This window comes from Streptomyces sp. RLA131, assembly GCF_056270125.1.
Window position 1 is genome coordinate 3,044,614 of record NZ_JBWDOQ010000002.1, and the last position, 23,437, is coordinate 3,068,050.

At 72.9% G+C, this 23,437-nt stretch carries 16 protein-coding genes, 2 tRNA genes and 2 pseudogenes; 10 read left to right on the forward strand and 10 right to left on the reverse strand.

Annotation, left to right across the window (positions count from 1 at the left end):
* Nucleotides 1–393: 393 nt before the first annotated feature.
* Nucleotides 394–1,149, forward strand: a complete 756-nt coding sequence (locus RWE79_RS14745) for an IclR family transcriptional regulator (RefSeq protein WP_475940530.1) — start codon at nucleotides 394–396, stop codon at nucleotides 1,147–1,149.
* A gap of 49 nt (nucleotides 1,150–1,198) precedes the next feature.
* On the opposite strand, the gene RWE79_RS14750 is transcribed toward RWE79_RS14745, so the two are convergent.
* Together RWE79_RS14750 and RWE79_RS14755 are read right to left on the reverse strand one after the other, a co-directional pair.
* Nucleotides 1,199–1,271 (reverse strand) — tRNA-Lys (locus tag RWE79_RS14750).
* A gap of 18 nt (nucleotides 1,272–1,289) precedes the next feature.
* Nucleotides 1,290–2,348, reverse strand: a complete 1,059-nt coding sequence (locus tag RWE79_RS14755) for a LuxR C-terminal-related transcriptional regulator (protein ID WP_475940531.1) — start codon at nucleotides 2,346–2,348, stop codon at nucleotides 1,290–1,292.
* Nucleotides 2,349–3,146: 798 nt separating this feature from the next.
* Here RWE79_RS14755 and RWE79_RS14760 point away from each other — a divergent pair.
* Nucleotides 3,147–3,219 (forward strand) — tRNA-Lys (locus tag RWE79_RS14760).
* Nucleotides 3,220–3,398: 179 nt separating this feature from the next.
* Nucleotides 3,399–5,561 carry a SpoIIE family protein phosphatase gene (locus tag RWE79_RS14765; protein WP_475940532.1) on the forward strand — a complete coding sequence of 721 codons (2,163 nt, stop codon included), beginning with the start codon at nucleotides 3,399–3,401 and terminating at the stop codon, nucleotides 5,559–5,561.
* A 49-nt stretch (nucleotides 5,562–5,610) separates the two neighbouring features.
* Here the strand turns inward: RWE79_RS14765 and RWE79_RS14770 are convergent, their stop codons facing one another.
* From RWE79_RS14770 to RWE79_RS14790, 5 genes and pseudogenes are all read right to left on the reverse strand, one after another.
* On the reverse strand, nucleotides 5,611–8,118 hold the full coding sequence (locus tag RWE79_RS14770; protein ID WP_475940533.1) for a beta-glucosidase: 2,508 nt from the start codon (nucleotides 8,116–8,118) through the stop codon (nucleotides 5,611–5,613).
* A gap of 156 nt (nucleotides 8,119–8,274) precedes the next feature.
* Complete coding sequence (locus RWE79_RS14775) at nucleotides 8,275–9,747, reverse strand: M1 family metallopeptidase (RefSeq protein WP_475945816.1); 1,473 nt, start codon at nucleotides 9,745–9,747, stop codon at nucleotides 8,275–8,277.
* Nucleotides 9,748–9,900: 153 nt separating this feature from the next.
* Nucleotides 9,901–10,992 (reverse strand): annotated as a pseudogene (locus RWE79_RS14780) (penicillin-binding transpeptidase domain-containing protein); the annotation flags it as partial.
* 62 nt (nucleotides 10,993–11,054) lie between these two features.
* Nucleotides 11,055–12,641: an IS1182 family transposase gene (locus tag RWE79_RS14785; RefSeq protein ID WP_475938642.1), complete on the reverse strand. Its 1,587-nt coding sequence runs from the start codon at nucleotides 12,639–12,641 to the stop codon at nucleotides 11,055–11,057.
* A gap of 75 nt (nucleotides 12,642–12,716) precedes the next feature.
* A pseudogene (locus RWE79_RS14790) lies at nucleotides 12,717–13,064 on the reverse strand (penicillin-binding protein 2); the annotation flags it as partial.
* Between the two features lie 91 nt (nucleotides 13,065–13,155).
* On the opposite strand from RWE79_RS14790, the gene RWE79_RS14795 reads away from it, so the two are divergent.
* The 7 genes from RWE79_RS14795 (at nucleotide 13,156) to RWE79_RS14825 (ending at nucleotide 20,147) form a co-directional block, all read left to right on the forward strand.
* Nucleotides 13,156–14,247 (forward strand): PP2C family protein-serine/threonine phosphatase, encoded by a 1,092-nt coding sequence (locus RWE79_RS14795; protein ID WP_475940534.1) that lies wholly within the window; start codon nucleotides 13,156–13,158, stop codon nucleotides 14,245–14,247.
* An 83-nt stretch (nucleotides 14,248–14,330) separates the two neighbouring features.
* The gene (locus RWE79_RS14800; protein WP_475940535.1) at nucleotides 14,331–15,413 is read left to right on the forward strand and encodes a Gfo/Idh/MocA family oxidoreductase; all 1,083 of its coding nucleotides are present in this window, start codon (nucleotides 14,331–14,333) and stop codon (nucleotides 15,411–15,413) included.
* A 305-nt stretch (nucleotides 15,414–15,718) separates the two neighbouring features.
* Nucleotides 15,719–16,753 carry a glycoside hydrolase family 6 protein gene (locus RWE79_RS14805; RefSeq protein WP_475940536.1) on the forward strand — a complete coding sequence of 345 codons (1,035 nt, stop codon included), beginning with the start codon at nucleotides 15,719–15,721 and terminating at the stop codon, nucleotides 16,751–16,753.
* 88 nt (nucleotides 16,754–16,841) lie between these two features.
* Nucleotides 16,842–17,768 carry a hypothetical protein gene (locus RWE79_RS14810; protein WP_475940537.1) on the forward strand — a complete coding sequence of 309 codons (927 nt, stop codon included), beginning with the start codon at nucleotides 16,842–16,844 and terminating at the stop codon, nucleotides 17,766–17,768.
* 9 nt (nucleotides 17,769–17,777) lie between these two features.
* Nucleotides 17,778–18,557, forward strand: a complete 780-nt coding sequence (locus tag RWE79_RS14815) for an HAD-IIA family hydrolase (protein WP_475940538.1) — start codon at nucleotides 17,778–17,780, stop codon at nucleotides 18,555–18,557.
* A gap of 121 nt (nucleotides 18,558–18,678) precedes the next feature.
* Complete coding sequence (locus tag RWE79_RS14820; protein ID WP_475940539.1) at nucleotides 18,679–19,482, forward strand: hypothetical protein; 804 nt, start codon at nucleotides 18,679–18,681, stop codon at nucleotides 19,480–19,482.
* Nucleotides 19,479–20,147: a class F sortase gene (locus RWE79_RS14825; protein ID WP_475945818.1), complete on the forward strand. Its 669-nt coding sequence runs from the start codon at nucleotides 19,479–19,481 to the stop codon at nucleotides 20,145–20,147. The genes RWE79_RS14820 and RWE79_RS14825 overlap by 4 nt, the downstream gene beginning before the upstream one ends.
* Nucleotides 20,148–20,219: 72 nt before the next feature.
* Here RWE79_RS14825 and RWE79_RS14830 read toward each other — a convergent pair whose 3' ends face one another.
* From RWE79_RS14830 to RWE79_RS14840, 3 genes are all read right to left on the reverse strand, one after another.
* Nucleotides 20,220–21,074 (reverse strand): fumarylacetoacetate hydrolase family protein, encoded by an 855-nt coding sequence (locus RWE79_RS14830; protein ID WP_475940540.1) that lies wholly within the window; start codon nucleotides 21,072–21,074, stop codon nucleotides 20,220–20,222.
* 119 nt (nucleotides 21,075–21,193) lie between these two features.
* Complete coding sequence (locus tag RWE79_RS14835; RefSeq protein WP_475940541.1) at nucleotides 21,194–21,925, reverse strand: class E sortase; 732 nt, start codon at nucleotides 21,923–21,925, stop codon at nucleotides 21,194–21,196.
* Nucleotides 21,926–21,958: 33 nt separating this feature from the next.
* Entirely contained in the window at nucleotides 21,959–23,275 is a 1,317-nt protein-coding gene (locus RWE79_RS14840) for a DUF445 domain-containing protein (RefSeq protein WP_475940542.1), read from the reverse strand.
* Nucleotides 23,276–23,437: the final 162 nt, after the last annotated feature.

Below are 23,437 nucleotides of genomic sequence, written 5' to 3' on the forward strand. Positions count from 1 at the left end.
GCCCTGCCGGTAACGGACGGTCCGCCTTCCAGATTCGCACGAACGACCCCGGAACGCCGGAGCGCGGGACCCCCGGAGCGGGGCACGGCCCTGGTAGGCGGGACACCCCCGGCCACATACTGGTGTTCGACCACGGCCCTGCCGGAATCCGGTCCCGCCCGAGCGGCGGCGCTCCCATGACAACCGGGCCGTGCCACCGGCATATGCCAGTGTGGCGCGTTCCTGCGTATCCGCCTGAGGGCCGCCACTTAAGTGCTCAACTGGCTCTACCGGAAACCGTATTCGGGCTATCGTGGACAACGGCCCTGCTGCCGGGCCCGGTCGGCTGCCCTCAGCGTCCGTGACCAGCAGCTACAGCAAGGACGCAAACGGTCACACCTGTAGGGGGACACCGTGGCGCTTGAGCACCGACAGATCGCGCCGGTCTACGCGGTCCAGTACGCCCTGCGCGTGCTGGAAGCCGTCGACAGCCATCGGCACGGCGTCACCGCCCAGCAGTTAGCCCGCGAGATCGGCGTACCGATCGAATATCTCACCCAGCTCCTGGCCATGCTCAAGCGCGAGCGCTATCTGCACGCCCTTCCCGGCGGCGGATACGCGGTGGGCGAATCCCTGGTGCTGCTCGGCAGCGCCAGCCGGGACCGGGCACTCGGCGAGAAGATCAAGAGCGTGCTGATGGCGCTGCGCGACGAGGTGGGCGCGGCGGTCTACTTCAGCCGTTACGACGACGGCGAGGTCAGGATCGTCGACTTCGCCGACGGGCCCAGCGCCCCGAAGGTCAACGAGTGGGTCGACTTCCGTTCCGCCGCCCACGCCAGCGCGGTCGGCAAGTGCCTGCTCACGCAGCTCGACCACAACGGCCGCCGCGACCACCTGTCCCGGCACAAGGTGGTGCGGCTCACCTCCCGTACGACCACCAACGAACGGGTGCTCCTCACCAAGCTGGAGAGCCAGCCGGCCAGCTCGCCCACCCTGGATCTCCAGGAGTACGCGGTCGGCACGGTCTGCGCCGCCATCCCCATCACCCTCGGCAAGACGGTCGGCTGCCTGGCCCTGTCCCTGCCGGTCACCGAGGCGCACCGGCTGCGCCCCGCGGCCGACACCCTCAACGAGCGGGCGGCGCCGGTGCTGCTGTCGCTCGCGCTCTAGGGAACGCACGAGTGGCCCCGCGCCGAAGCGAAGGGCCACTCGTTGTCTGTGCGCCGCGAGGGACTTGAACCCCCAACCCGCTGATTAAGAGTCAGCTGCTCTGCCAGTTGAGCTAGCGGCGCTCACTGACGGGAATCATCCTACCTGACCAGTGGAGTGCTCCCGACCACGTCATCGTCGAACGAGGTCCGATCATCGTCCAGCCAGCCGAGTCGCACCATCTTCACCCCCGCCTGGAAGCGGCTCTCCGCGCCTATCTGCTGCATCAGCTCCGCCACGATGCGGCGGACCGTGCGGTCGGAGAGCCCGAGCTTGCGGGCGATCGCCTCGTCGGTCAGACCGGAGGCGAGCAGCCGGACGACCTCGCGGTGGCGGGTGCCCGACACCCCGCCGACCGAGCCCTCCTCCGATATCAGGTCGGTGGACGAGGCCCAGAAGTACTCGAAGAACTGGCGCAGCACCGCGACCATGGCGGGGCTGCGGAGCACCATCGCCGGAGGTGTGGCCTCCTCCTCCGAGGTGGACTTGGAGTCGAGGGAGGGAACCACGGCCACGTCCTGGTCGATGATGATCAGCCGCATCGGAAGAGTCGTGGCGACGCGCACCTCCGCACCGTCGCCGACCAGTTGCTTGAGGTGCGACCGCATGTGCGGCGCCGCGGCCGAGGTCGCGAGGTGGATGGTGCGCATGGCCACCCCGCGCTGCAGCGTCTCGCGGTTGCGGTCGTTGGCCTGGGACAGCCGTCCGGCCGGCAGCGGCCGTCCGGGGTGCAGCGAGAGGATCTCCGACCGGGAGCTGCGCGAGGCCTCGTCCAGGATCGCCGCGATCTGTGCGGGCTGGACCGCCACCTCGATCCGGCCCTCCGCGAGCTGCTGGAAGTGCACCGGCTGGAATTCGGTCACGACCTGGGCCAGCGCGGTGTGCGCGCGGCTGACCGCCGTCACCAGTTCCTCGGCGGTACGCTGGCCGGCCGCCAGCATCTGCGCCATGGACGTGGCGGGCGAGTGCATCGACCAGCCGCTGCTCACCCCGGGGAACGGCGCCGCCAGCCCCAGTTCGGCCAGCGCGTCGAGGACCTCGGCGAGCTGTTCGCGCGTCCAGCCGAAGCCGGCGCAGACACCGTCCGGAGTCCAGTCGGCGTCACGGAGTGCCAGTGCGTAGAGCTCCCGCGCCCGTGCCCGCACAACGTCATCGGCCACAGCCCACACCCCCACAGCTCGTCAGTACACCCCCGGCCCCGCTCAGACTAAACGGCGGAGCCGCCAGTTGGCCCTATTGGGGGCGAGCCGGTCCTATGTGTCCGCATAGGGCCATGTCCGTTTCCGGACCTCGGAAAACAGGGACCGACCCCCGGATCGTCCGACAGAATTCAGTCAGCCGTACGGTTCCTAGGATCACCACGGCGAACACCAGATCTGTCGCTTCCCCGCTCACACCCCCGGGACAGGTAATCATGACCTCGATACGCCGTACTGCCCTTCGCGCCCTGGCCGGCCTCGCTGCCGCCCTGGTCGTGGGCCTCGTCGGCGCGGCCACGGTTTCACAGTCTGCCGCCCCGACCTCAACACAGGCCGCAGTGGCCGCACCGGGCGACATCCTCTGGTAACACCCCAAAGCCACACCCCTCCCCCCACGCTGATGGGCCCGGCATCCTCCCCCCCTCTTGCCGGGCCCCTCAGCATGCCCGCGTACCGGCGGGCGATCACCGGCCGATCGCCGCCGCACCGCGTCATGGCACGCTGTGACGCGGGCCGCGGCGCACGGCGCGGCAGGCGGTCCGAGGTCCCGGCACCGGGCAGCGGGACCACCGGCCGGCCGGCCCGCCGGTATGCGGGTCAACGCAGGTCACAGGGGTGCGGACCACCACGCGTGGCCGCATCCGGCCGACTGCTCCACGGTCACGTCCGGGCCGGCGGGAGCCGCCGGGCGCCCGGCGGGGCGGTCATGGGGTGGTCAGGGGCACCCCGTCCGGCCACGTATGATGGTCTCGTTGGTGAGCGCCGTTAGCTCAATTGGCAGAGCAGCTGACTCTTAATCAGCGGGTTCGGGGTTCAAGTCCCTGACGGCGCACCTTCACGAGGCGCCCCTCCTCCGGGAGGGGCGCTTCTGCGTTTCCCCGTCTCTTTGCCGTCCCCGTGCGAAAATAGGGCGAATGGCACCTGTCTTCATCGGTGGCCCGCGCGAAGGGGCGGGCGGCGGCTACGCTCCCGTACACCTTTCGGGGGTAGGCGGCAGGAAAGAGGACCACTATGCGGGCGCACGACCTCGGGGCCAGGGTCGGCGAGGCAGAAGCGGCACGGGCCGATGCCGCCGCCGCGCCTGGCGGCCTGCTGGACCTGTTGCGGATGGCCGCGTTCGTACTGGACTTCGAGGGCCGGATCACCCTGTGGAGCCCCGAGGCCGAAACACTGTTCGGTTACCCGGCGGACGAGGTGCTGGGACGCAGCGGCGCGATGCTGGTCGCCCCGGAGAACCTCCCCCGGGTCATGGAGCTGTTCGAGCAGGTCAGGGCGGGTGAGTCCTGGGCGGGAGTATTCCCGGTACAGCTCAGGGACGGCACCACCCGGCAGGTGGAGTTCCGCAATATGCGGATGGACGACGCCGACGGACGGATCTACGCACTGGGCATGGGCGCCGACGTCGCCGCCGTACGGAGCGTGGAGACCGACCTGGCCGTCTCCAACAGCCTGGTCGAGCAGTCGCCGATCGGAATAGCGGTCTTCGACACCGATCTGCGGATGGTCCGGGCCAACCGGGCCGAGGAGCAGATCACCGGGATACCGGTCGCCGCGATGCTCGGCCTGCGCGCCGGGGAGATCGCACCCGACGTGGACTCCGGCGCGGTGGAGGCCGCCCTGCGGCAGGTCCTGGAGACCGGAAAGCCGCTGATCGACCTCCAGCTCACCGGCCGGACCGTGGCCGACCCGGACCACGAGCACGCCTGGTCGGTCTCGTACTACCGGATCGAGGACTCGCTGGGAAAGGTGCTCGGCCTGGCCGCCTCCGCCGTCGACGTCACCGAACGCGTACGGCAGACCAACGAGATCGCCCAGGCGCGCGGCCGCCTCGCGGTGATCGCCGAGGCCGGTACGCGGATCGGCACCACCCTGGACCTCCACCAGACCGCCCGGGAGCTGGCCGACGTGGCCGTGCCCGGGCTCGCCGACATGGCGGCCGTGGACGTCCTGGACTCCGTGCTCAACGGGCTCACGTCGGCGGACCCGGTCCTGGACGACGACGGCTCCGCGCAGTTCCGGGCGCTGGCGGTGGCCGCCGGCAGCCCCGGCGACGCCATCGGCGCCGCCGACCCGGTGGGCGAGCTGGCCTCCTACGGGCCGACCCGGCTGATCACCAAGTCGGTACGGCTGGGCAAGGCCCTCCTGGTCCGGCGGGTGGACCCCCGGATGATGCGGCGCATCGCCCGCAACGACGAGGCGGCGGCCGTGCTGCTGGCCTGCGGCGCCCACTCGTACCTGGCGGCGCCGCTGATCGCCCGCGGCGACGTCCTGGGCACGCTCAGCCTCTTCCGCACCGGCAACGATCAGCCCTTCGACGACGAGGACCGCACCCTGGCCTGCGAGCTGGCCGCACGCGCCGCCATCTCCATCGACAACGCCCGGCTCTACGCCGCCGAGCGCGAGACCGCCCTCGCCCTCCAGCGCAGCCTGCTGCCGCAGGCACCGCCGGAGATCGACGGCATGGAGATCGCCTTCCGCTATCTGCCGGCCGTCAGGGACATCGGCGGCGACTGGTTCGACGTGCTGCCGCTCAAGGACGGCAAGGTCGGGCTGATCGTCGGCGACGTCATGGGCAAGGGCGTGCAGGCCGCCGCGATCATGGGCCAGCTGCGCACCGCGACCCGCGCCTTCGCCCAGCTCGGCCTGGCCCCCGACGAGCTGCTGCGGCACCTCGACGACATCCCGGTCAACCTGGGCGGCGAATCCATCGCCACCTGCGTCTACGCGGTCTGCGACCCGGCCACCGGGCGCTGCGTCCTGTCCAGCGCGGGGCATCTGCCCCCGGTGATGATCCCGCCGGACGGCCGGGCCGAACTGCTGGACGTCCCGGTCGGTGTGCCGCTGGGAGTGGGGGGCGTGCCGTTCCGGGCGGTCGAGTACACGTTGCAGGAGGGCGCACTGCTCGCGCTCTTCACGGACGGCCTCGTCGAGGACCGGCGGCGGGACATCGACGTCGGGCTGCGGACGCTGCTGGCTCTGCTGGAGGGTGAGCGGCGGCCCCTGGAGCAGGCCTGCGACGTGGTGCTGGACGCCCTGCACCACGGCCCCGACGACGATGTCGCGCTGCTGCTGGCGCGGTTGGGGCCGCGGGGTTCGGGGCGTCACGGGGTTCGGGGAGTCGCGGGGGTTCGGGGAGTCGCGGGAGTGGCGGGGGTTCGTAAGGTAACTGACTAACGAACCCCCCGATGCGGGGCGCGGCGGCAGGACTTCGTAAGGAAACTTACTAACGAACCTCGACGGTCCGGCTCAGCCGCAGATCGCCCGCCGACGCGCCCAGATGCACCGCGCGCCGGCCCGTCCCCAGCACCCAGCGACGCACCGCCGGGTCCCAGGACGACAGCACCCGGTCCGGGACCCGCAGGGTCAGGGTGCGCGACCGCCCCGGGCCGAGTTCGACCCGCCGGTACGCGGCCAGCACCTTCCGCGCCTGCGGCAGCCGCGGCTCGGGGGACGGCCCGACGTACACCTGGGGCACGTCATGGCCCCGCCGGCGTCCGGTGTTACGCACGGTGAAGCGCACCCGCAGCCCGTGGCCGCCGCGTCCCTCGGGCTCGACGGCCAGGTCCGTGTAGGCGAACGTCGTGTACGACAGCCCGTGCCCGAAGGGGAACAGGGGCAGGACGCCCTCCTGGTCGTACCAGCGGTAGCCGATGTGGATGCCCTCGGCGTACCGCTCGCGGCCGTCGGCCCCCGGGTAGCGGTGCGGGTCGCCGGCGACCGGGTGCCGGTGGTCGGAGACCGGGAAGGTCTGGCTGAGCCGGCCCCCGGGGTTGGCGTCGCCGAAGAGCAGCGCGGTGGTGGCGGCGGCGCCCTCCTGGCCCGGGTAGTACATCTGGAGGACGGCGGGCGTACGGGTCAGCCACGGCATGGCGGTGCAGGAGGAGGTGTTCAGGACCACGATCGTCCGGGGGTTCGCGGCGGCGACGGCCTCGATCAGCGCGTCCTGGTGGCCCGGCAGCCCGATCGTCGTACGGTCCTGGCCCTCGGTGGCGTCCTCGTAGGCGAAGACCACCGCCGCCTCGGCCTGCCGGGCGGCCCGCACCGCCGCCGCGACGTCCTCGGCGCGTGAGCCGGGGGTGACGCGGGCCAGCCGGAAGGCCGTGGCGGCGGTACCGGTGACGGTCAGCCGGTGGGTGCCGGCGGTGAGGGTGAGCGTCCGGCGGCGGACGGAGAGCCCGTCCGGGGTCGTGGAGACCAGGCCCGCGCCGAAGTACTCGCCGTAGCCGGCCGCCCGGGGGAACAGCTCGGTCGCGCCGTCGAGGACGACCCGGGGGCGGGCGGTGGGGGCACCGCTGTAGTGGATCAGCAGCGTCCACTCGCCGTCCTGGGCGGCGGTCAGCCCGACCTCGTGGCGGTAGGGGGCACCGGTGGCGCCGGCGGTGATCGTGTCCTCGAAGAAGACCCGGCCGTAGAGGTCCTCCCCCAGGGCGTACGTGACGCTCCCGGGGCTCCCCGGGCTCCCGGAACTCCCGGCTCTCGCGCGGATCGCGTCCAGCGGGCCGGGTGCCGCGTCCGGGACGACATGCGCGCTGCCCCCGCCGCTCACGAAGGGGAACCGCCCGGTGGGGCCGATCACCGCGATGCTGCGGGCCGCCGCCCCGGTCAGCGGCAGGGCGCGGTCCTCGTTGCGGAGCAGCACCCCGCCCCGGGTGGCCACCTTCAGCGCCGTCCGGGCCCCGGCGGCGGCGTCCCGGGCCGGGCGGGGCGGGGCGCCGCCGTCGAGCAGCCCGAAACGGTCCATGACGGTGAGGACGCGGCGTACGGAGCGGTCGACCAGTGCCAGGGGCACCGTCCCGTCGGCGACCGCCCGGCCGAGCGCGGCCCCGAAGTAGCTGCCGTCCGGCATCTCCATGTCCAGCCCCGCGCTGATGGCGGCGGCCGTGCTGTGGGCGGCGGACCAGTCCGTCATCACCCAGCCCGTGAACCCCCACCTTTCCCGCAGCACGGTGCCGAGCAGATAGCGGCTCTCGCAGGCGTACACCCCGTTGACCTTGTTGTACGCCCCCATCACGGCTCCGGCGCCGGCCCGTACGGCGGCCTCGAAGCCGCGCAGCTCGGTCTCGTGCATCGTCTGCTCGTCCACGACGACGTCGACCGACTCCCGCTCGTACTCCTGGTTGTTGAACGCGAGGTGCTTCACCGTCGCGATCAGCCCCTGCCCCTGGATGCCGTCCACCTCGGCGGCCACCAGGTCCGAGGCCAGCAGCGGGTCCTCGCTGAAGGTCTCGAAGTTCCGGCCCGCGTACGGGGTCCGGATCAGGTTGACCATGGGCGACAGCAGGACGTCCTGGCCCAGCGCGCGGCCCTCGCGGCCGATCACCCGGCCGTACTCCCGGGCCAGCGCCGGGTCGAACGCCGAGGCCAGCAGCGCGGGCGCGGGCAGCGCCGTGGCGTGCGCGGTCACCCGCACGCCGGCCGGGCCGTCGGACAGCCGCAGCGGCGGAATGCCGAGCCGGGCCACTCCGGGGAGGTAACCCGCCTGGCCCAGTGGTGCCGGATCGGTGGCCCCGTGCAGGAAGGTGAGCTTCTCGTCGAGTGTGAGGCGTGCGAGCAGCCGCTCCACATGTGCGGGGTCCGCCGCCCGGACCCCGGGCACCGCACCCGTGAAGGCGCTGGCGGTGGCGGTGGCAGTGGCGGTGGCGACGGCCGCGCCGAACAGACGCAGGGCGGTACGGCGGGATACGGACGGGGGTGTGGCGGCGGGCACTGGTGCGGGCGGGCGTGGGGGCATGCCGGTGCTCCTTCCCTGAAGCTGACCGACCATCAGCTATCAGGGAAGGAGCCCGAAGTCACGTCAACAGGCCCGCGTCACCGGCCCCGCGTCAGCCGGCCCGCACCACCGGCCCCGCGTCACCGGCCCCGCGTCAACCGGCCCGCGTCACCGGTGTCACGACCCGTGGACGTCGTCGGTGGCCTGGATCCGCTGCCACGAACGGGGCTGCTCCGTCCGCGTCGTGCGCACCCCCAGGGCGTGGGCCGCCGGTGCCGCCGGCTTGGCGGTGTCGTAGAGCCAGGTCTTGAACAGTCCGCCCAGTTCCTGCCCGGAGATCCGCTCCGCCAGCGCCCGGAAGTCGGCGATGGTGCCGTTGCCGTACCGCCGCTCGGTCTGCCAGGCCTTGAGGATCCGGAAGAAGGCGTCGTCGCCGACCTGGTTGCGCAGTGCCTGGATGGCCAGCGCGCCCCGGTCGTACACGGCGATGTCGAACTGGTTGTCGGCGCCGGGGTCGCCGGGGGCCACGTTCCAGAAGGCGTCGTCCGCCGGGTGCGCGGCGTAGACGTAGTCGGCGAGTTCCTGCGCGGTGCCCTCGTCCTCGTGCTCGGACCACAGCCACTGGGCGTAGCGGGCGAAGCCCTCGTTCAGCCAGATGTCGGACCAGCGCTCCAGCGAGACGCTGTCGCCCCACCACTGGTGCGCCAGCTCATGGACGACGACCGAGGTGTTGGCGCCGGCCGCGAACTGCCGGGGGCTGTAGAAGACCCGCGTCTGGGCCTCCAGCGCGAAGCCGCTCGGCACGTTCGGGACATAGCCCCCGGCGGTGGCGAAGGGGTAGGGACCGAAGTAGCCGGCCAGCCAGTCGACGATCTCACCGGTGCGTTCGACGCTCGCGCGGGCGGCGCCGTCGTTGTCGCCGAGGTCGGTGGAGTAGGCGTTGATCACGGGGATCCCGCCGTCGCTGGTGCCGGTGGTGATGTCGAAGTGCCCGAGGGCCAGCGTCGCGAGATACGTCGCCTGCGGCTTGTTCTGCCGCCAGTTCCAGCGTGTCCAGCCCAGCTTCGAACTCGTGGACACCAGAGCCCCGTTGCTGATGGCCTGGGTCCCGTCGGGCACCAGCACCGACACGTCGTACGTGGCCTTGTCCAGCGGGTGGTCGTTGCTGGGGAACCACCACCAGGCCGCCTCCGGCTCGTTGGCGTGGACGCCCCCGTCGGCCGTGCGCTGGTAGGACGTGAAGCCGTACCGCTGCACCGCCGAGGGCACCCCGTGGTAGCGGACCACCACCGTCACCTGCTTGCCGGCGGTGAGCGTCCTGGCCGGCGTGATCTCCAGCTCCTGCTCCCCGCTCGCCGCGAACACCGCCGTGTTGCCGTCGACCCTGACCTCGTCCACGTCGAGGGCGAAGTCCAGGTCGAAGCGGGTCAGGTCCTGCGTCGGCGTGGCCAGAATCGTCGCGGTGCCCTCCAACTGGTCGGTGTCGGGCCGGTACTTCAGCCGCAGGTCGTAGTGCGAGACGTCGTAGCCGCCGTTCCCGTACGTCGGGTAGTAGGGATCGCCGATCCCGGCGGCCCCGGGCCCGGCGTCGGCCGCCGAGGCCGGGATCGCCAGTAACAGGGCTGCGGAGGCGGCCGCGAACGTGATCATTCTCTTGCGCACAGGGGTCCTCCAGTGCGGTGGGGAGAAAGGACACTCGGACCCTAGGCAGTCCCACCCGCCCCGGGAACCACATTCCCGGCCGTTGCCACAGCGAGTTCACAGCGGGCAACACGCCTGACGTCAGGCCGGGTTCGGTCCGGCTCAGTTCAGGGCCGCCCGCATCATCGACTTCGCGATCGGTGCCGCCAGCCCGTTGCCGCTGACCTCCGACCGCGCGGCGCCGGACTCCTCGACGACGACGGCGACCGCGACCTGTCTGCCGTCGTCCGCCGTGGCGTAGGAGACGAACCAGGCGTACGGGGTGCCGCTGTTGTTCTCGCCGTGCTGGGCGGTGCCGGTCTTGCCGCCGACCTCGACGCCGCTGATACGGGCGTTGGTGCCGGTGCCGTTCCGCACCACGTTGACCATGGCCTTCCGCAGCTGTTCCGCGGTGTCCTTGCCGACCACCCGGGTGGTGTGGCCGTCGGAGTAGGAGGCGATGGTCCCGCCGTCGCCGTCGGTGACCTTGGAGACCATGTGCGGGCTCGCCAGTTCCCCGCCGTTGGCGATGGCCGCGACGACCATGGCCATCTGGAGCGCGGTGGCGGTGTCGTCGAACTGGCCGATGCCGGACAGCGCGGTCTGCGGCTCGTCCATCCCTGAGGGACAGACGCTCTCGGCGGCGCGGACCGGGATGTCGAGGTCGTCGGTGTTGAAGCCGAACTTCTCGGCGGCGGCCCTGACTTTCGCCTGGCCCAGGTCGACGGCGAGCTTGGCGAAGACGGTGTTGCAGCTGTACTGCAGGGCGGTCTCGATACTGGCGTTCTCGCAGGGCGCCGCGGTGTTCTCGTTGGTGATCGCGGTGGTGGTGCCGGGGGCGGTGTACGGGTCGGGCGAGTCGGTGGCCTCGGTGACGGAGTCGTACAGGCCGTTCTCCAGCGCCGCCGCGGCGACGACCAGCTTGAAGGTCGAGCCGGGGGGATAGGTCTGGCGCAGGGCGCGGTTGAGCAGCGGGCTGTCGCTGTCGGCCTGGAGCTCGGCGAAGGTCCTGCCCTCGGCGTACGTGTTGCCGCTGAAGGAGGACGGGTCGTACGAGGGGGTGGAGGCCACCGCCAGGATCTCCCCGGTCGACGGGTCGATGGCGACGGCCGCGCCCTTCTTGGAACCCAGACCCCGGGAGGCCGCCTTCTGGACGGCGGGGTCGATGGTGGTGACGACGTCCCCGGGGGTGGGCGAGGCGCCGGTGAGGGTGTCCTAGAAGACTGCTGAAAATCTTGTCGAGGGGCTGTCCGGCCGCAGGCCGGGCGGCCCTTTTGCTATGCGGTGGCTGGGGTGAGATGCCAGGTGTTGCTCGTCCGGGTGAGTCCCAGGTTGATCAGTCGGCGGAGGTTGAGGGCGGCGGCGCGGTGGTGGAGCCAGATGTTGTTGGCGATGACGCCGCGGTAGGGAACCCGGCGGTTGCCCTTGGCGACGAGCCAGGCGATGGCGCGTTCGACGGGTGGCCGCCATCGGCGGTATTCGTCCTTCCAGACGGGGTCGGTGGCGGCCTGGGCCCGGGCGGCGGCCAGCAGTTCGTACTGGGGGTGGACGTTGAGGGTGCGTCCGGTCTTGGAGGTGGTGCAACGCGTCCGCAGCGGGCAGTCGGCGCACACACCCTTGAACTGGGCGGTGCGGGCGCCGTCGGGTTTGATCTGGCCGAGGTTGGCGGTGTTTCCGGCCGGGCAGGTCGCGGTGCCTGCGGTCAGGCCGATACGGAAGTCGTCGACGGTGAACCCGCCGGGGACTGCCTGCCGCAACGGCGGCGGCTTGATCACCAGGGTGTGGCCGTCGGCCTGCAGTTGCGCGCGCAGGTCGCCGGTGCCGTAGGCGGAATCGCCGAGCACGGTTAACTCCGCGCCCTCTTCCTCGTCGGCCAGCAGACCGGCGGCGACGGCGGCCTCGTGGTTGTCGGGGCCGTAGCCGCTGGTCAGGGCGACGGCGGTGAACAGCCCGGTCTCCGGCTCGAAGGACGCATGCCCTTTGAAGCCGTCCTGGTGACGGGTGCGGTTTTTGTGGATGTGCCGCGCGTCGGGGTCAACGGTGGACACCGTCCGGTCCGCCACCGTGCGCTTGGCGATGCGCCAGCGCCCGTCGCGTCCGTCGGAGTCCTCGGCGGGTTCCACGTCCTGCCCGGCGACCAGGGCCAGCAGGCCGACCGCGTTCGCCGCCTTCTCCCCCAGGTTCTGCTCGGGCAGGTGCCCGAGCAGGTTGAGGGCGTCGGTGACCAGCGCGTCGACCAGCGCGGCGCGGGCCCTCTCGTCGTCCCAGGCGATCCTCGGCTTGCCCGGGTCGGTGTAGTCGTGTGCCCGGCAGTGCCCCGCGGCCACCTCGTCGGCGCCGGGGACCTCGCGGATCACCCGGCGGATCGCGGAGATGATCTGGGTGACGGTGTCCTGGGTGGCCACCGCGTCATCGAGCACGGTGGAGTCCAGCGCGCGCCGCTGTTTGCCCTTGAGCACGCCGGTCGCGGCCACGACTTCCCTGACCTTGGTGAAGATCCGCATCGGATCGGCCGAATGACGCAAGCGGCGCCGGAAGTACGTCAGCAGCGACGGATCGAACGCGGTGTCGTACAGCCCGAGCCCGCAAGCCGCCTTCCACCGCAGGTCACACCGCAGTTCCTGGACCGTCTCGAAGTCCGACAGCCCCTGCAGGCTCTGCAGCACCACCGTCGCGGCCAGCACCTGCGGCGGCAGACTCGGACGGCCATTGGACGACGGATACATGTCCGCGAACATCCCCGGCGGGAACAGCACCTCACGATGCTCGGCCAGGAACGCGAACACACTCCCCACCGGGATCAACTCCCGGCACGTCTCCCACACATCCGGCCCGACCATCTCCCCGGCCCACTCACCCTGCATGCCTACAAGACTGGCCCCGACTCCACCGAGCCGGGGCCAGAACATGAGATTTTCAGCAGTCTTCTAGACGGTGACCAGACGGCTGTCGGTGCCGTCCAGGACGTCCTGGTAGATGCCTTCCAGCTGCGTCGCGCCGTAGACCTGCGAGCTGTAGCCGGTGACGGGGGCGTAGAGGGCGCCGGCCGGGTAGGTGCGCCGGTACTTCAGCGGGGAGCCGCTGGTGGCCTTGGAGCCGGTGACGGGCTTTCCGGCCACGATGATGTCGCCCAGCGGGTTCGCGTGGCGCGCGATCGCGTTGCGCTGGTTGTGCTTGTCGTCCGCGAGGGCCTGGGACTCCACGGCCTGCGGCCAGCTGACGCGCACCAGCAGCGCGAGCACCAGGAGCAGGCAGAAGACCGAGGCGCGCCTGATCGTCGTATTCATGCCGCTGGGGAAACGGCCGGACGCGATGCGATGGTTCCGCCCGGTGCGCACAGGTTTCCCACAGTTGCTTTTGTCCGCCTATATTCATTAAGTGAAATTTGCCCGGCTGTTCACGCGGCCGCTGCGGCCCGGCATGACCCTGCCGCTGCTCGCGGTCGTCGCGATCTCCGCCACCGACCTCGTGGCGGGCCGGGACCGTTTCGTCACCCCGATGATGGTGATCGCGCCCGCGCTGGCCGCGATCACCACCACCTGGCGCCGCACCCTGGTGGTCGGCCTGATCGGGCTGCTGGCCCAGGCGGCGCTGGCCCCGTTCGACGGGGTACTGGACCCGGAGGACCGGCGGCTGCTCCAGGGTCAGGTCGTCAGCTATCTGACGGTGACCGCCTTCAGCGCGTACATCGCCTGGCGGTACGAGCAGGGCCGCAAGGCCTACGCGGCGGTCCACTCCGTCGCCGAGGCCGCCCAGCACGCCCTGCTGCGGCCGCCCGGGCCCCGGGTCGGCGGGGTGCGGCTGGCCGTCCGGTACGTCTCGGCGTCCGACGCCGCCCAGATCGGCGGCGACCTGTACGCGGTGCTCGACACCCCGCACGGCGTAAGGGCCCTGGTCGGCGATGTACGGGGCAAGGGTCTGGGCGCGGTCCAGACGGCGTCGGTCGTGCTGGGCGCCTTCCGGGAGGCCGCGTACGACGAGGGCGGGCTCGGGCGGGTCGCCGAGCGGGTCGACACCAGCGTCTGCCGCCATCTGGACACCGAGCTGACCGGGGAGTTCACCACCGCGCTCTTCGCCCAGTTCCGCGGCTCCCGGCACGTCGAACTGCTGCACTACGGCCATGTCGCGCCGCTGCGGGTCTCCGCCGACGGGGCCGTGAGCACCCTCGACCCGCCCGACCCCTGGCTGCCCCTCGGGCTCGGCGACCTCACCCCCGCCGGCGCCCCGAAGCCGTGGACCGTGGCCCTGGGCTCCGCCGACGTCCTGGTGCTGTGCACCGACGGCGTCATCGAGGCCCGCTCCCCCGACACCGGCGGCTTCTACCCGCTCGCCGAGCGCGCCGCCGGCATCGTCGCCGGCACGGCGGACGACCTGGAGCCCGCGGTCGACCGGCTCTACGCCGACCTCGTCCGGCACGCGGGCGGCGCGCTCACCGACGACGCCGTGCTGTTGCTGCTGGCCCGGCCGTGACGAAGGCGGGGCGGAGGCGGGGCGGGGCGGGGTGGCCGGGGGCGGGGTTTGCGGCCGGAGGACGGCGTTGATTGGGTGAACCCATGAGTACCCCCCACAGCTCGCGCACCCCCCGCACCCCCTTGCGTGCCGGTCTGGTCGGTTACGGCCTGGCCGGCTCCGTCTTCCACGCCCCGCTGATCGCCACCGCCGACGGTCTGACCCTGGACACCGTGGTCACCGCCAACCCGGACCGCCAGGAACAGGCCCGCGCCGAGCACCCTGGGGTACGGATCGCGGCGGCCCCGCAGGAGCTGTGGGACCGCGCCGGCGAACTGGACCTGATCGTGCTGGCGTCGCCGAATCGTACGCATGTGCCGCTGGCGGAGGCCGCGCTGAAAGCCGGGCTGCCCGTGGTGGTCGACAAGCCGATCGCGGGCACCGCGGCCGAGGCCCGCGCGCTGGCCGCACTGGCCGAGGAGCGCGGGCTGCTCCTGTCGGTGTTCCAGAACCGCCGCTGGGACAACGACTTCCTGACCCTGGCCGCCCTGCTCGCCGCCGGTGAACTCGGCACCGTCTCCCGGTTCGAGTCCCGCTTCGAGCGGTGGCGGCCGCAGCCCAAGGGCGGCTGGCGCGAGTCCGGCGACCCGGCGGAGATCGGCGGCCTGCTGTACGACCTGGGCAGCCATCTGGTCGACCAGGCGCTCACCCTCTTCGGCCCGGCGGCGACCGTGTACGCCGAGTCCGACGTACGCCGGCCGGGCGCCCACGTCGACGACGACACCTTCATCGCCATCGGCCACACCGGCGGGGTCCGCTCACACCTGTGGATGAGCGCCACCACCGCCCGGCTCGGCCCCCGCTTCCGGGTGCTGGGCAGCAGCGCCGGTTACGTCGTCCACGGCCTCGACCCGCAGGAGGCGGCGCTGCGCGACGGCCTGCGGCCCGGCCCCGGCTGGGGCACCGTGCCCGAGTCGGCCCGGGGCACGATCGGCGCGGGCGACGACACCCGCCCGGTGCCCACCCTGCCGGGCGACTACCCGGCGTACTACGCGGCCGTCGCCACCGCCCTGCGTGACGGTACGCCCCCGCCGGTCACCGCGGCCCAGGCGGCCGACGCGCTGGACGTGCTGGAGGCGGCCCGGCTGTCGGCCCGGGAGGGCCGTACGGTGCGGCTCGCCCGGTAGCGGGGGCCGCGTCCGGCCTCGGCCCCCAACAGCGCGGAACAGCACCGAACCGGGCGGAACAGCGCAGAACAGCCAATCGCCGCCGAATCAGCGCGAGTTGGCGCCACGACGCGTCGGTCCGGCGGGTCGCCCTCAGGCGCCGGGCCCCGCGCAGCCATGCACCTGACGGTGCGTTCGTCCCGCGAGGAGCGCCCGGTGGGCCGCCCGACTTGTCACCTTTCAGTGGCATCCACACCGCATTCTGACGGTGCGGTATGTCAGGATTGATGCTGACCGGTCTCGTCCCGCCATCCAAGGGGGAGTGGATGCACGGCACCAACACCGGCCCGGTGCGCAGGGCCGCCTGCGCCGTCTCCGTACTCGGCCTGCTGGCCGCCGCGCTCGCCGGCTGCTCCGGCCCCGGCCGGCCCACCGGCGGGGCGACCCGCGCGCCCACCGCCGCCATGGCCGGCGCGCCCTTCTGGGTCAACCCCGACAGCGCGGCCGCCCGACAGGTCTCGCTGTGGCGGAAGAGCGGCCGGACCCAGGACGCCCGGCTCCTGGAACGCATCGCCTCCGAACCGGTCGCCGAGTGGATCGGCGCCGACGACCCGTCCGGCCAGGCCCGCGGCTTCACCGAGGCGGCCACCGCCGCCGGCCGCCGCGCGCTGCTGGTCGTCTACAACATCCCGCACCGCGACTGCGGCCAGTACTCCCGGGGCGGGGCCGCCGACGGCGACACGTACCGGGCCTGGCTCAACGAGGTGGCCGACGGTATCGGCGACCGCCGGGCCACCGTGATGCTGGAGCCGGACGCGCTGACGCACGTCGTGGACGGCTGCACCCCGGCCGCCTTCCACGAGGAGCGGTACGCGCTGCTGACCTACGCCGTCGAGACCCTCAAGTCGCTCCCTCGGACCCGGGTCTACCTCGACGCGGGCAACGCCGGCTGGGTCCGCGACCCCGGCAGCCTCGTCGCACCGCTGTGGCGGGCCGGCATCGAGCAGGCGGACGGCTTCGCCCTCAACACGTCCAACTTCTACACGACGCAGGCCAACACGGCGTACGGCAAGGAGCTCTCGGCCGAGCTCGGCGGCAAGCACTTCGTCATCGACACCAGCCGCAACGGCCGGGGACCGCTGTCCGGCGGCCATGACGAGGCCTGGTGCAACCCGCCCGGCCGGGCCCTCGGCGAACCGCCCACCACCCGCACCGGCGACCCCCTCATCGACGCCTACCTCTGGATCAAGCGTCCCGGCGACTCCGACGGCCCCTGCAAGGGCGGGCCCTCCGCCGGCACCTGGTGGCCCGAGTACGCACTGGGCCTGGCCCGCAACGCGAACCGCCCGGGCAGCGCCTGACACCTCGTTACGGCAGACGGGTGGCGGGCCGGGGCACGCCGCCCGATCGGCGCCGGATCGGCCGTGCGGCGTGAAAGGTTCCGGTCCTATGAGATGCCGGATGATGCTGCTGTGCGGAGCCGCGGTGCTCGGCGCCGCCGTGCCCCGGCCCGCGGCGGCGGAGGACTTCCCGGTCCGGGCCCGGCTGACCGGGGGCGCCGCGACCTACCGGCCCGGGGCGGCGCCGCGCCCCTTCACCGTGGAACTGCGGAACACCGGCCGTACCGCACGCCACGACGTGCATCCGGTGATCGTGCTGGTGGACCGGGAACGGGCACTGGTCCCGGCCCGGATCCGGCTGGAGTACCGGGAGGCGGCGACGGGCGCCTGGCGGCCGGTGCGGCTGGAGCGGACCGACAACGACGAGAACGTCGGGGTGGTCGGCGGCGACTCCGGGCCCGGGGCGACGATCCCGGCCCGGCGGAGCCTGGAGGTGCCCCTGCGGCTGGGCTTCGTACCGGGGACGGCGCCCGGCCATGTCGCGTTGTCGGCGACCGTCATGGAGCGCCGGGGCCAGGACGGCGACTGGGTGGGCGAGTCGGCACCGTACGCGTTCACGATCGCGCCGGCGGCGAAGGCCCCCGGGAAGCCGCCGGCGAAGCCGTACGCCGAGCTGCCCGCCGGGCCGCGTCCGGACCGGCCCGCGGATCCGCCCGCCCGGTCCGCCGGTCCCGCCCGTCCCGCCCGTCCGGCCCGTCCGGCCCGTCCGGCCCGTCCGGCCGGTCCTGCCGGTCCCGCCGCGAGGCCGCACACCGACCGGCCCGCCCGGCCCGGACCGGAAACCGCCACCCCGTCGGGTCTCCCGGCCCCGCCGCCCGCGCGACAGCTCGCCGCGACCGGCGTGACGGCCCACGAGACCTCCCGCGACCGGCGCGGTCCGGCGCTCGCCCGGCTCGCCCGGCTCGCCGGGCTCACCGCGCCGGCGCTGGTCGCCGTGGGGACAGCCCTGATGATGGCCGCCCGGCGCCGCGATTAGGCTGAACCCATGTCGACACGCAAGCCGATCGAATCGTGGCTCACCGACATGGACGGAGTGCTGATCCACGAAGGCATTCCGATCCCTGGCGCCGACGCCTTCATCAAGCGGCTCAAGGATTCCGGGAAGCCCTTCCTGGTCCTGACCAACAACTCCATCTACACACCCCGTGACCTGCACGCCCGCCTCACCCGGATGGGCCTGCACGTGCCGGTCGAGAACATCTGGACCTCCGCCCTGGCCACCGCCAAGTTCCTGGACGACCAGCGTCCCGGCGGCACCGCGTATGTCATCGGCGAGGCCGGGCTGACCACCGCGCTGCACGACATCGGCTACGTCCTGACCGATGCCGAGCCCGACTACGTGGTGCTCGGCGAGACCCGTACGTACAGCTTCGAGGCGCTGACCAAGGCCATCCGCCTCATCAACGGGGGCGCCCGCTTCATCGCCACCAACCCGGACGAGACCGGCCCCTCGGCCGAGGGCGCGCTGCCCGCCACCGGTTCGGTCGCGGCGCTGATCACCAAGGCGACCGGCAAGGAGCCGTACTTCGTGGGCAAGCCCAACCCGCTGATGATGCGGGCCGGGCTCAACGGTATCGAGGCGCACTCCGAGACCAGCGCCATGATCGGCGACCGGATGGACACCGACGTCCTGGCGGGGCTGGAGGCCGGTATGGAGACGGTGCTGGTGCTGACCGGGCTGACCACCCCGGCCGACATCGACCGGTACCCCTTCCGGCCCTCACGGGTCGTCAACTCGATCGCGGACCTCGTCGACGAGATCTGACCGCTCCACCGGCACGGGTGTACTCGTACGGAGCATCACGGCGTGCGGCGGCGCGCCGCTGGACGGACCTTCGAATCACCGGGTGATGACGCGAGCCCGGATGACTGGAGGTCTGTCCGCCGTGTTCACCTTGGGTTCGCTCCGATTGCCGTTGTTCGCCGCCACCGGTGCGGCCGCCACGCTGTTCGCCATCTGCGGCCCGGCGATAGCCGCCTATCCCGGGCCGGGATCCGGCCCGGGATCCGGCGCCGGGTCCGGGGGCGGTCAGGGCGTCCGGCTCACCCCGTCCTCCGCCACGCCCGGCGGTGACGTGGACATCCGTACCGAGGCCTGCGGGCGGGCGGTGGCCGGCACGGTCAGCTCGCAGGCCTTCGTCTCCACCGTCAGGCTCGCCCCGGCCGCCGACGGCGGGCTGTTCGCGGAGGCGGTCATCAGCTCCTCCGCCACCGTCGGTTCGTACCCGGTCTACGTCAACTGCGACGGACTGCCGCGCGCCGCACAGGGCACGCTGGGCATCTCCCGCTCGGGCGGCAGGCAGTGGGCCGGCGGCGGAGGCGGGGGTACGGGCGGCGCGGGCGGCAGCCAGGAAAGCCAGTGGGGCGGTGGCGGTGGCGGTGCCGCTCCCGGAGGTGCCGCTCCCGGCGGCGGCGCTCCCGGCGGCGGTGCCATTGCCGGTGCCGCCGGCGGTCAGGAGAAGCAGTGGGGGAACGACACCGGGCACGGCGACAAGCAGTGGGCTGATCAGCCGTCCACGCCGATCGCGCCCGTCCCGGCCGGCGGCGGCGGCGCGGCGAAGCTGCTCGCCGCGCGGCAGAAGCCGCACGAGACCGGGGTACCGGTCTCCGTGGCCGCCGGCGTGGTCGCCGTGGCCGGGCTGGCGGGACTGGCCGTGCACCGACGCCGGCGCGGACGCGGCCGGGACTGAGCGCCGTGGACCGAGGTCGGCGCCTCGCGGGTTTCGCCGCCGCGCTGGTGCTGCTCGCGGCCTGGTGCCGGGGCTATCTGCACCTGGACGAGACCGGCCCGCCCGCTGCCGCGCCCGCCGTCGCCGCGGCGGGCGCGGGCTCGGCGGCAGCGGCGGACGAGGGGCGCCCGGCCGCCGTCTACGCCCCGCACCTGCCGCTGTCAGCGGCTCGGCCGTTGCGGGTGGACATCCCCTCGGTCGGGGTCCACGCCCCGGTCGTCGTACGCGGCCTCACCCGGGCCGGCGCGGTCGACCCGCCCCCGTACACGACGCCAGGCGTGGCCGGCTGGTACGGGGCGGGGCCGGCCCCCGGGGCCGAGGGGGCCGCCCTGATCGTCGGCCATGTGGACACCGCGACCAGACCGGCCGTCTTCTACCCGCTGAGCACGGTCGCCCCGGGGGCGCTCGTCGAGGTGACCCGGTCCGACGGCATCGTCGCCGAGTTCACCGTCGAGGCGGTCCAGGTGGTACCCAAGGCGGGCTTCCGCCCCGCGCGGGTGTACGGCTCCGGCGGCCGCCCGGAGCTGCGCCTGATCACCTGCGGCGGCACCTTCGACCGGACCGGGAAGAGCTACTCGGCCAATGTCGTGGTCTACGCCGCCCTCACCGGTACGCATCCGGCGTAGGCCGTGCCGCGATCCAGGACGGACCACGACCCGGCGGCCGCACGGTCCGGCGGATGCCCGGGGCCAGCCGCGCTACGCGTCCCGCAGGAGCTGCCGCTGCCGGCCGAGCCCGTCGATCTCCAGCTCCACCACGTCCCCGGCCCGCAGATACGGCTTGGGCTCGGGACGGCCCAGAGCCACCCCGGCCGGCGTACCGGTGTTGATGACGTCGCCGGGGTAGAGGGTCATGAACTGACTCAGGTACCGGACGACTTCGGCCACCGGGAAGATCTGGTCCGCGGTGCTGCCGTTCTGCTTCAGCTCGCCGTTGACCCAGAGCCGCAGGCCCAGCGCCTGCGGGTCCGGCACCTCGTCGGCGGTGACGAGCCAGGGCCCGAGGGGGTTGAAGGTCTCGCAGTTCTTGCCCTTGTCCCACTGGCCGCCGCGCTCGATCTGGAAGGCGCGCTCGGAGACGTCGTGGGCGACGGCGTAGCCCGCGACGGCGGCCAGCGCCTCGTCGGCGGAGGCCGCGTAACGCAGTTCGCGGCCGATGACGACGGCGAGCTCGACCTCCCAGTCGGTCTTGCGGCTGCCGCGCGGCACCAGCACCGTGTCCTCGGGCCCGACCACCGTGTCGGGAGCCTTCATGAACAGGATCGGTTCGGCCGGCACCGGGCTGCCGGTCTCGGCGGCGTGGTCGTGGTAGTTGAGCCCGATGCAGACGATCTTGCCGATCCGTCCCAGCGGCGGCCCGGCCCGCAGTCCGGGCTCCAGCGCGGGCAGCGTGCCGGCGGCCCCGGCCACCCGGATCCGCGCGAGCGCGGCGTCGTCGGCCAGCAGTGCCCCGTCGACCTCCGTCACCAGGGCCGACAGGTCACGCAGGATCCCGTCACCGTCCAGCAGCGCGGGGCGCTCCGCCCCGGCGGCTCCCACTCGCAGCAGCTTCACAGGACACTCCTTCGCCCGACGCGGTCCCGTCCGACGCGGAAGATCATCGGAGGTCTGGTCAGATCCTCCGGTGCCGCTCCGGCCGTCGCAAGCCCCTGCCCACGGACTGGACGGTACGGTCACGATCCCCGTCGGCGCGGCTCGGCCGCCGTCAGCCGCCCCCAGACCACCAGCCGGTAGCGGGAGGTGAACTCGGGGGTGCAGGTGGTGAGGGTGAGGTAGTGGCCCCGCCCCTTCAGCCGCGCCGAACGGTGGACGGCGCTGTACGGGACGGGGGCGACCACGGTGCCGTCGTGCGGGGAGGTCTGCCGGAGAGTGCGCAGGACGACGTAGGTGTAGCGGGCGGTGGCGGTCTCGACGACCACCGGGTCGCCGGCCCGCAGCCGGTCGAGGTGGCGGAACGGCTCGCCGTGGGTGTTGCGGTGCCCGGCGACCGCGAAGTTGCCGGCCTGGCCGGGCTCGGCGGTGCGGGGGTAGTGACCGACGTAGCCGTGGTTGAGGACCTCGGCCTTGCCGGTGCCCTCGGCGACGGGGACGGTGACGCCGATACGGGGGATGCGCAGGACGGCGTACGCCCGGGGAGCGGAGGGCGAGGCCGCGGATCGACCGGAGGCCCCGGAATGGTCGGATGTCTCGCCGGTGGACGCGCCGGAGTCCGCCGTGGCCGAGGGTGCCGCCCAGCCCGTACCGGCCGCCCAGTCCCGTTCCAGCCGCCGCACCTGCCGGCCGGCGTCGGCGTGGGCCACCAGATTGGTCCACCACAGCTGGTGGACGACCAGCAGCAGGACGACGGCCCCGAAGGTCACCGCCGCCTCGCCGAACCCCCACAGCACCCGTCCGGGCCACCTCACGCGAAGCACCCTAAATGACGCTCCGTCAGATTACTATCCCGCGAAGAACCTGGACACGGAGTAGATCACCAGCCCGGCCAGCGACCCGACGACCGTGCCGTTGATCCGGATGAACTGCAGGTCACGCCCGATGTTGGCCTCGATCTTCCGGGTGGTCTGATCGGCGTCCCAGCCGGCGACGGTGTCGGTGATCAGGGAGGTGATCTCACCCCGGTAGGTCGTCACGACATACGTGGCCGCGTCCTCCAGCCAGCCGTCGACCTTGGCGGTCAGCGCCGGGTCCTGCGCCATCCGCGCCCCCAGCGACAGCAGCGACGCCCGCGCCCGCAGCCGCAGTTCACTGCGGTCGTCGCCGGCCGCGGCGACGACCATGGCCCGCACGGCACCCCAGGCGGACTCGATGAGGTCCTGAACCTCACCCCTGGCCAGCAGGTCCTTCTTGAGCCGCTCGACCCGGGCCCGGGTGTCCTGGTCGGACTGCAGCTCGGTGGCGAAGTCCCGCAGAAAGCGGTCGACGGCACCGCGCGCCGGGTGCCGCGGCATGTCCCGCATCTCGGCGGTGAAGCGCACCAGTTCCTTGTAGACCCGCTCGCCGACCTTGCGGTCCACGAAACGCGGCGTCCAGCCGGGGGCTCCGCCCTGCACCGCGTCCATCACCGAGTCGCCGTGCTCGACCAGCCAGTCGTGCGCCCGCACGCACACCAGGTCCACCACCCGCCGGTGACCGCCGTCCGCGACCACCCGCTCCAGCATCTTGCCTATCCCCGGCCCGACCTCCTGCGCCTCCGCCCGCCGGGTGATGGCCTCACCGACCACCGCCTGCACATCGGAGTCCCGCAGCACGGTCAGCGCCCCGCGCAGCGCCGCGGCGGCCTGCTCGGTCACCCGGTCCGCGTGCTCCGGCTGCTCCAGCCACCGCCCCAGCCGCGCCCCGATCCCGACGGCCCGCAGCCGGGTGCGTACCACGTGCTCGGACAGGAAGTTCTCGCCGACGAAGTCACCCAGCGACCTGCCCAGCGCGTCCTTCTTCGTCGGGATGATCGCCGTGTGCGGGATCGGCAGCCCCAGCGGCCGCCGGAACAGCGCGGTCACCGCGAACCAGTCCGCCATGGCGCCCACCATGCCCGCCTCGGCCGCCGCCGCCACATACCCGGCCCAGGCCCCCGCCCCCGCCGAGTCCGCCCACTTGGCGAGCCCGTAGACCAGCGTCGCCGCCAGCAGCAGCCCCGTCGCCAGCGCCTTCATGCGCAGGACGCCGCGCCGCTTCGCCTCGTCCGAAGCGCTGTACGAAAACCCACCCGCGCCCGAGCCCTCACCCGAGCCCGCAGACGCCGTCTCCGACCCGCTCATCGCCGTCCCGCCTCCGCCCCGGCCCACGCCGGCATCCGCCACCGGGCCGCCGCACCACCCGAGTCCGAGCCCGAGTCCGAGCCCGAGTCCGAGCCCGAGCCGGAGCCCGCGGCCGCCGTCACTTCCGGTCCGGTCATTTTCACCGCTTTCGTCCGGGCCACG

Excerpts from the sequence above, each read along its gene's own strand:
- RWE79_RS14765 (WP_475940532.1), top strand. The coding sequence starts at position 3,399 with ATGCGGGCGCACGACCTCGGGGCCAGGGTCGGCGAGGCAGAAGCGGCA.
- RWE79_RS14770 (WP_475940533.1), bottom strand. The coding sequence starts at position 8,118 with ATGCCCCCACGCCCGCCCGCACCAGTGCCCGCCGCCACACCCCCGTCC.
- RWE79_RS14775 (WP_475945816.1), bottom strand. The coding sequence starts at position 9,747 with ATGATCACGTTCGCGGCCGCCTCCGCAGCCCTGTTACTGGCGATCCCG.
- RWE79_RS14785 (WP_475938642.1), bottom strand. The coding sequence starts at position 12,641 with ATGCAGGGTGAGTGGGCCGGGGAGATGGTCGGGCCGGATGTGTGGGAG.
- RWE79_RS14800 (WP_475940535.1), top strand. The coding sequence starts at position 14,331 with ATGAGTACCCCCCACAGCTCGCGCACCCCCCGCACCCCCTTGCGTGCC.
- RWE79_RS14805 (WP_475940536.1), top strand. The coding sequence starts at position 15,719 with ATGCACGGCACCAACACCGGCCCGGTGCGCAGGGCCGCCTGCGCCGTC.
- RWE79_RS14810 (WP_475940537.1), top strand. The coding sequence starts at position 16,842 with ATGAGATGCCGGATGATGCTGCTGTGCGGAGCCGCGGTGCTCGGCGCC.
- RWE79_RS14815 (WP_475940538.1), top strand. The coding sequence starts at position 17,778 with ATGTCGACACGCAAGCCGATCGAATCGTGGCTCACCGACATGGACGGA.
- RWE79_RS14840 (WP_475940542.1), bottom strand. The coding sequence starts at position 23,275 with ATGAGCGGGTCGGAGACGGCGTCTGCGGGCTCGGGTGAGGGCTCGGGC.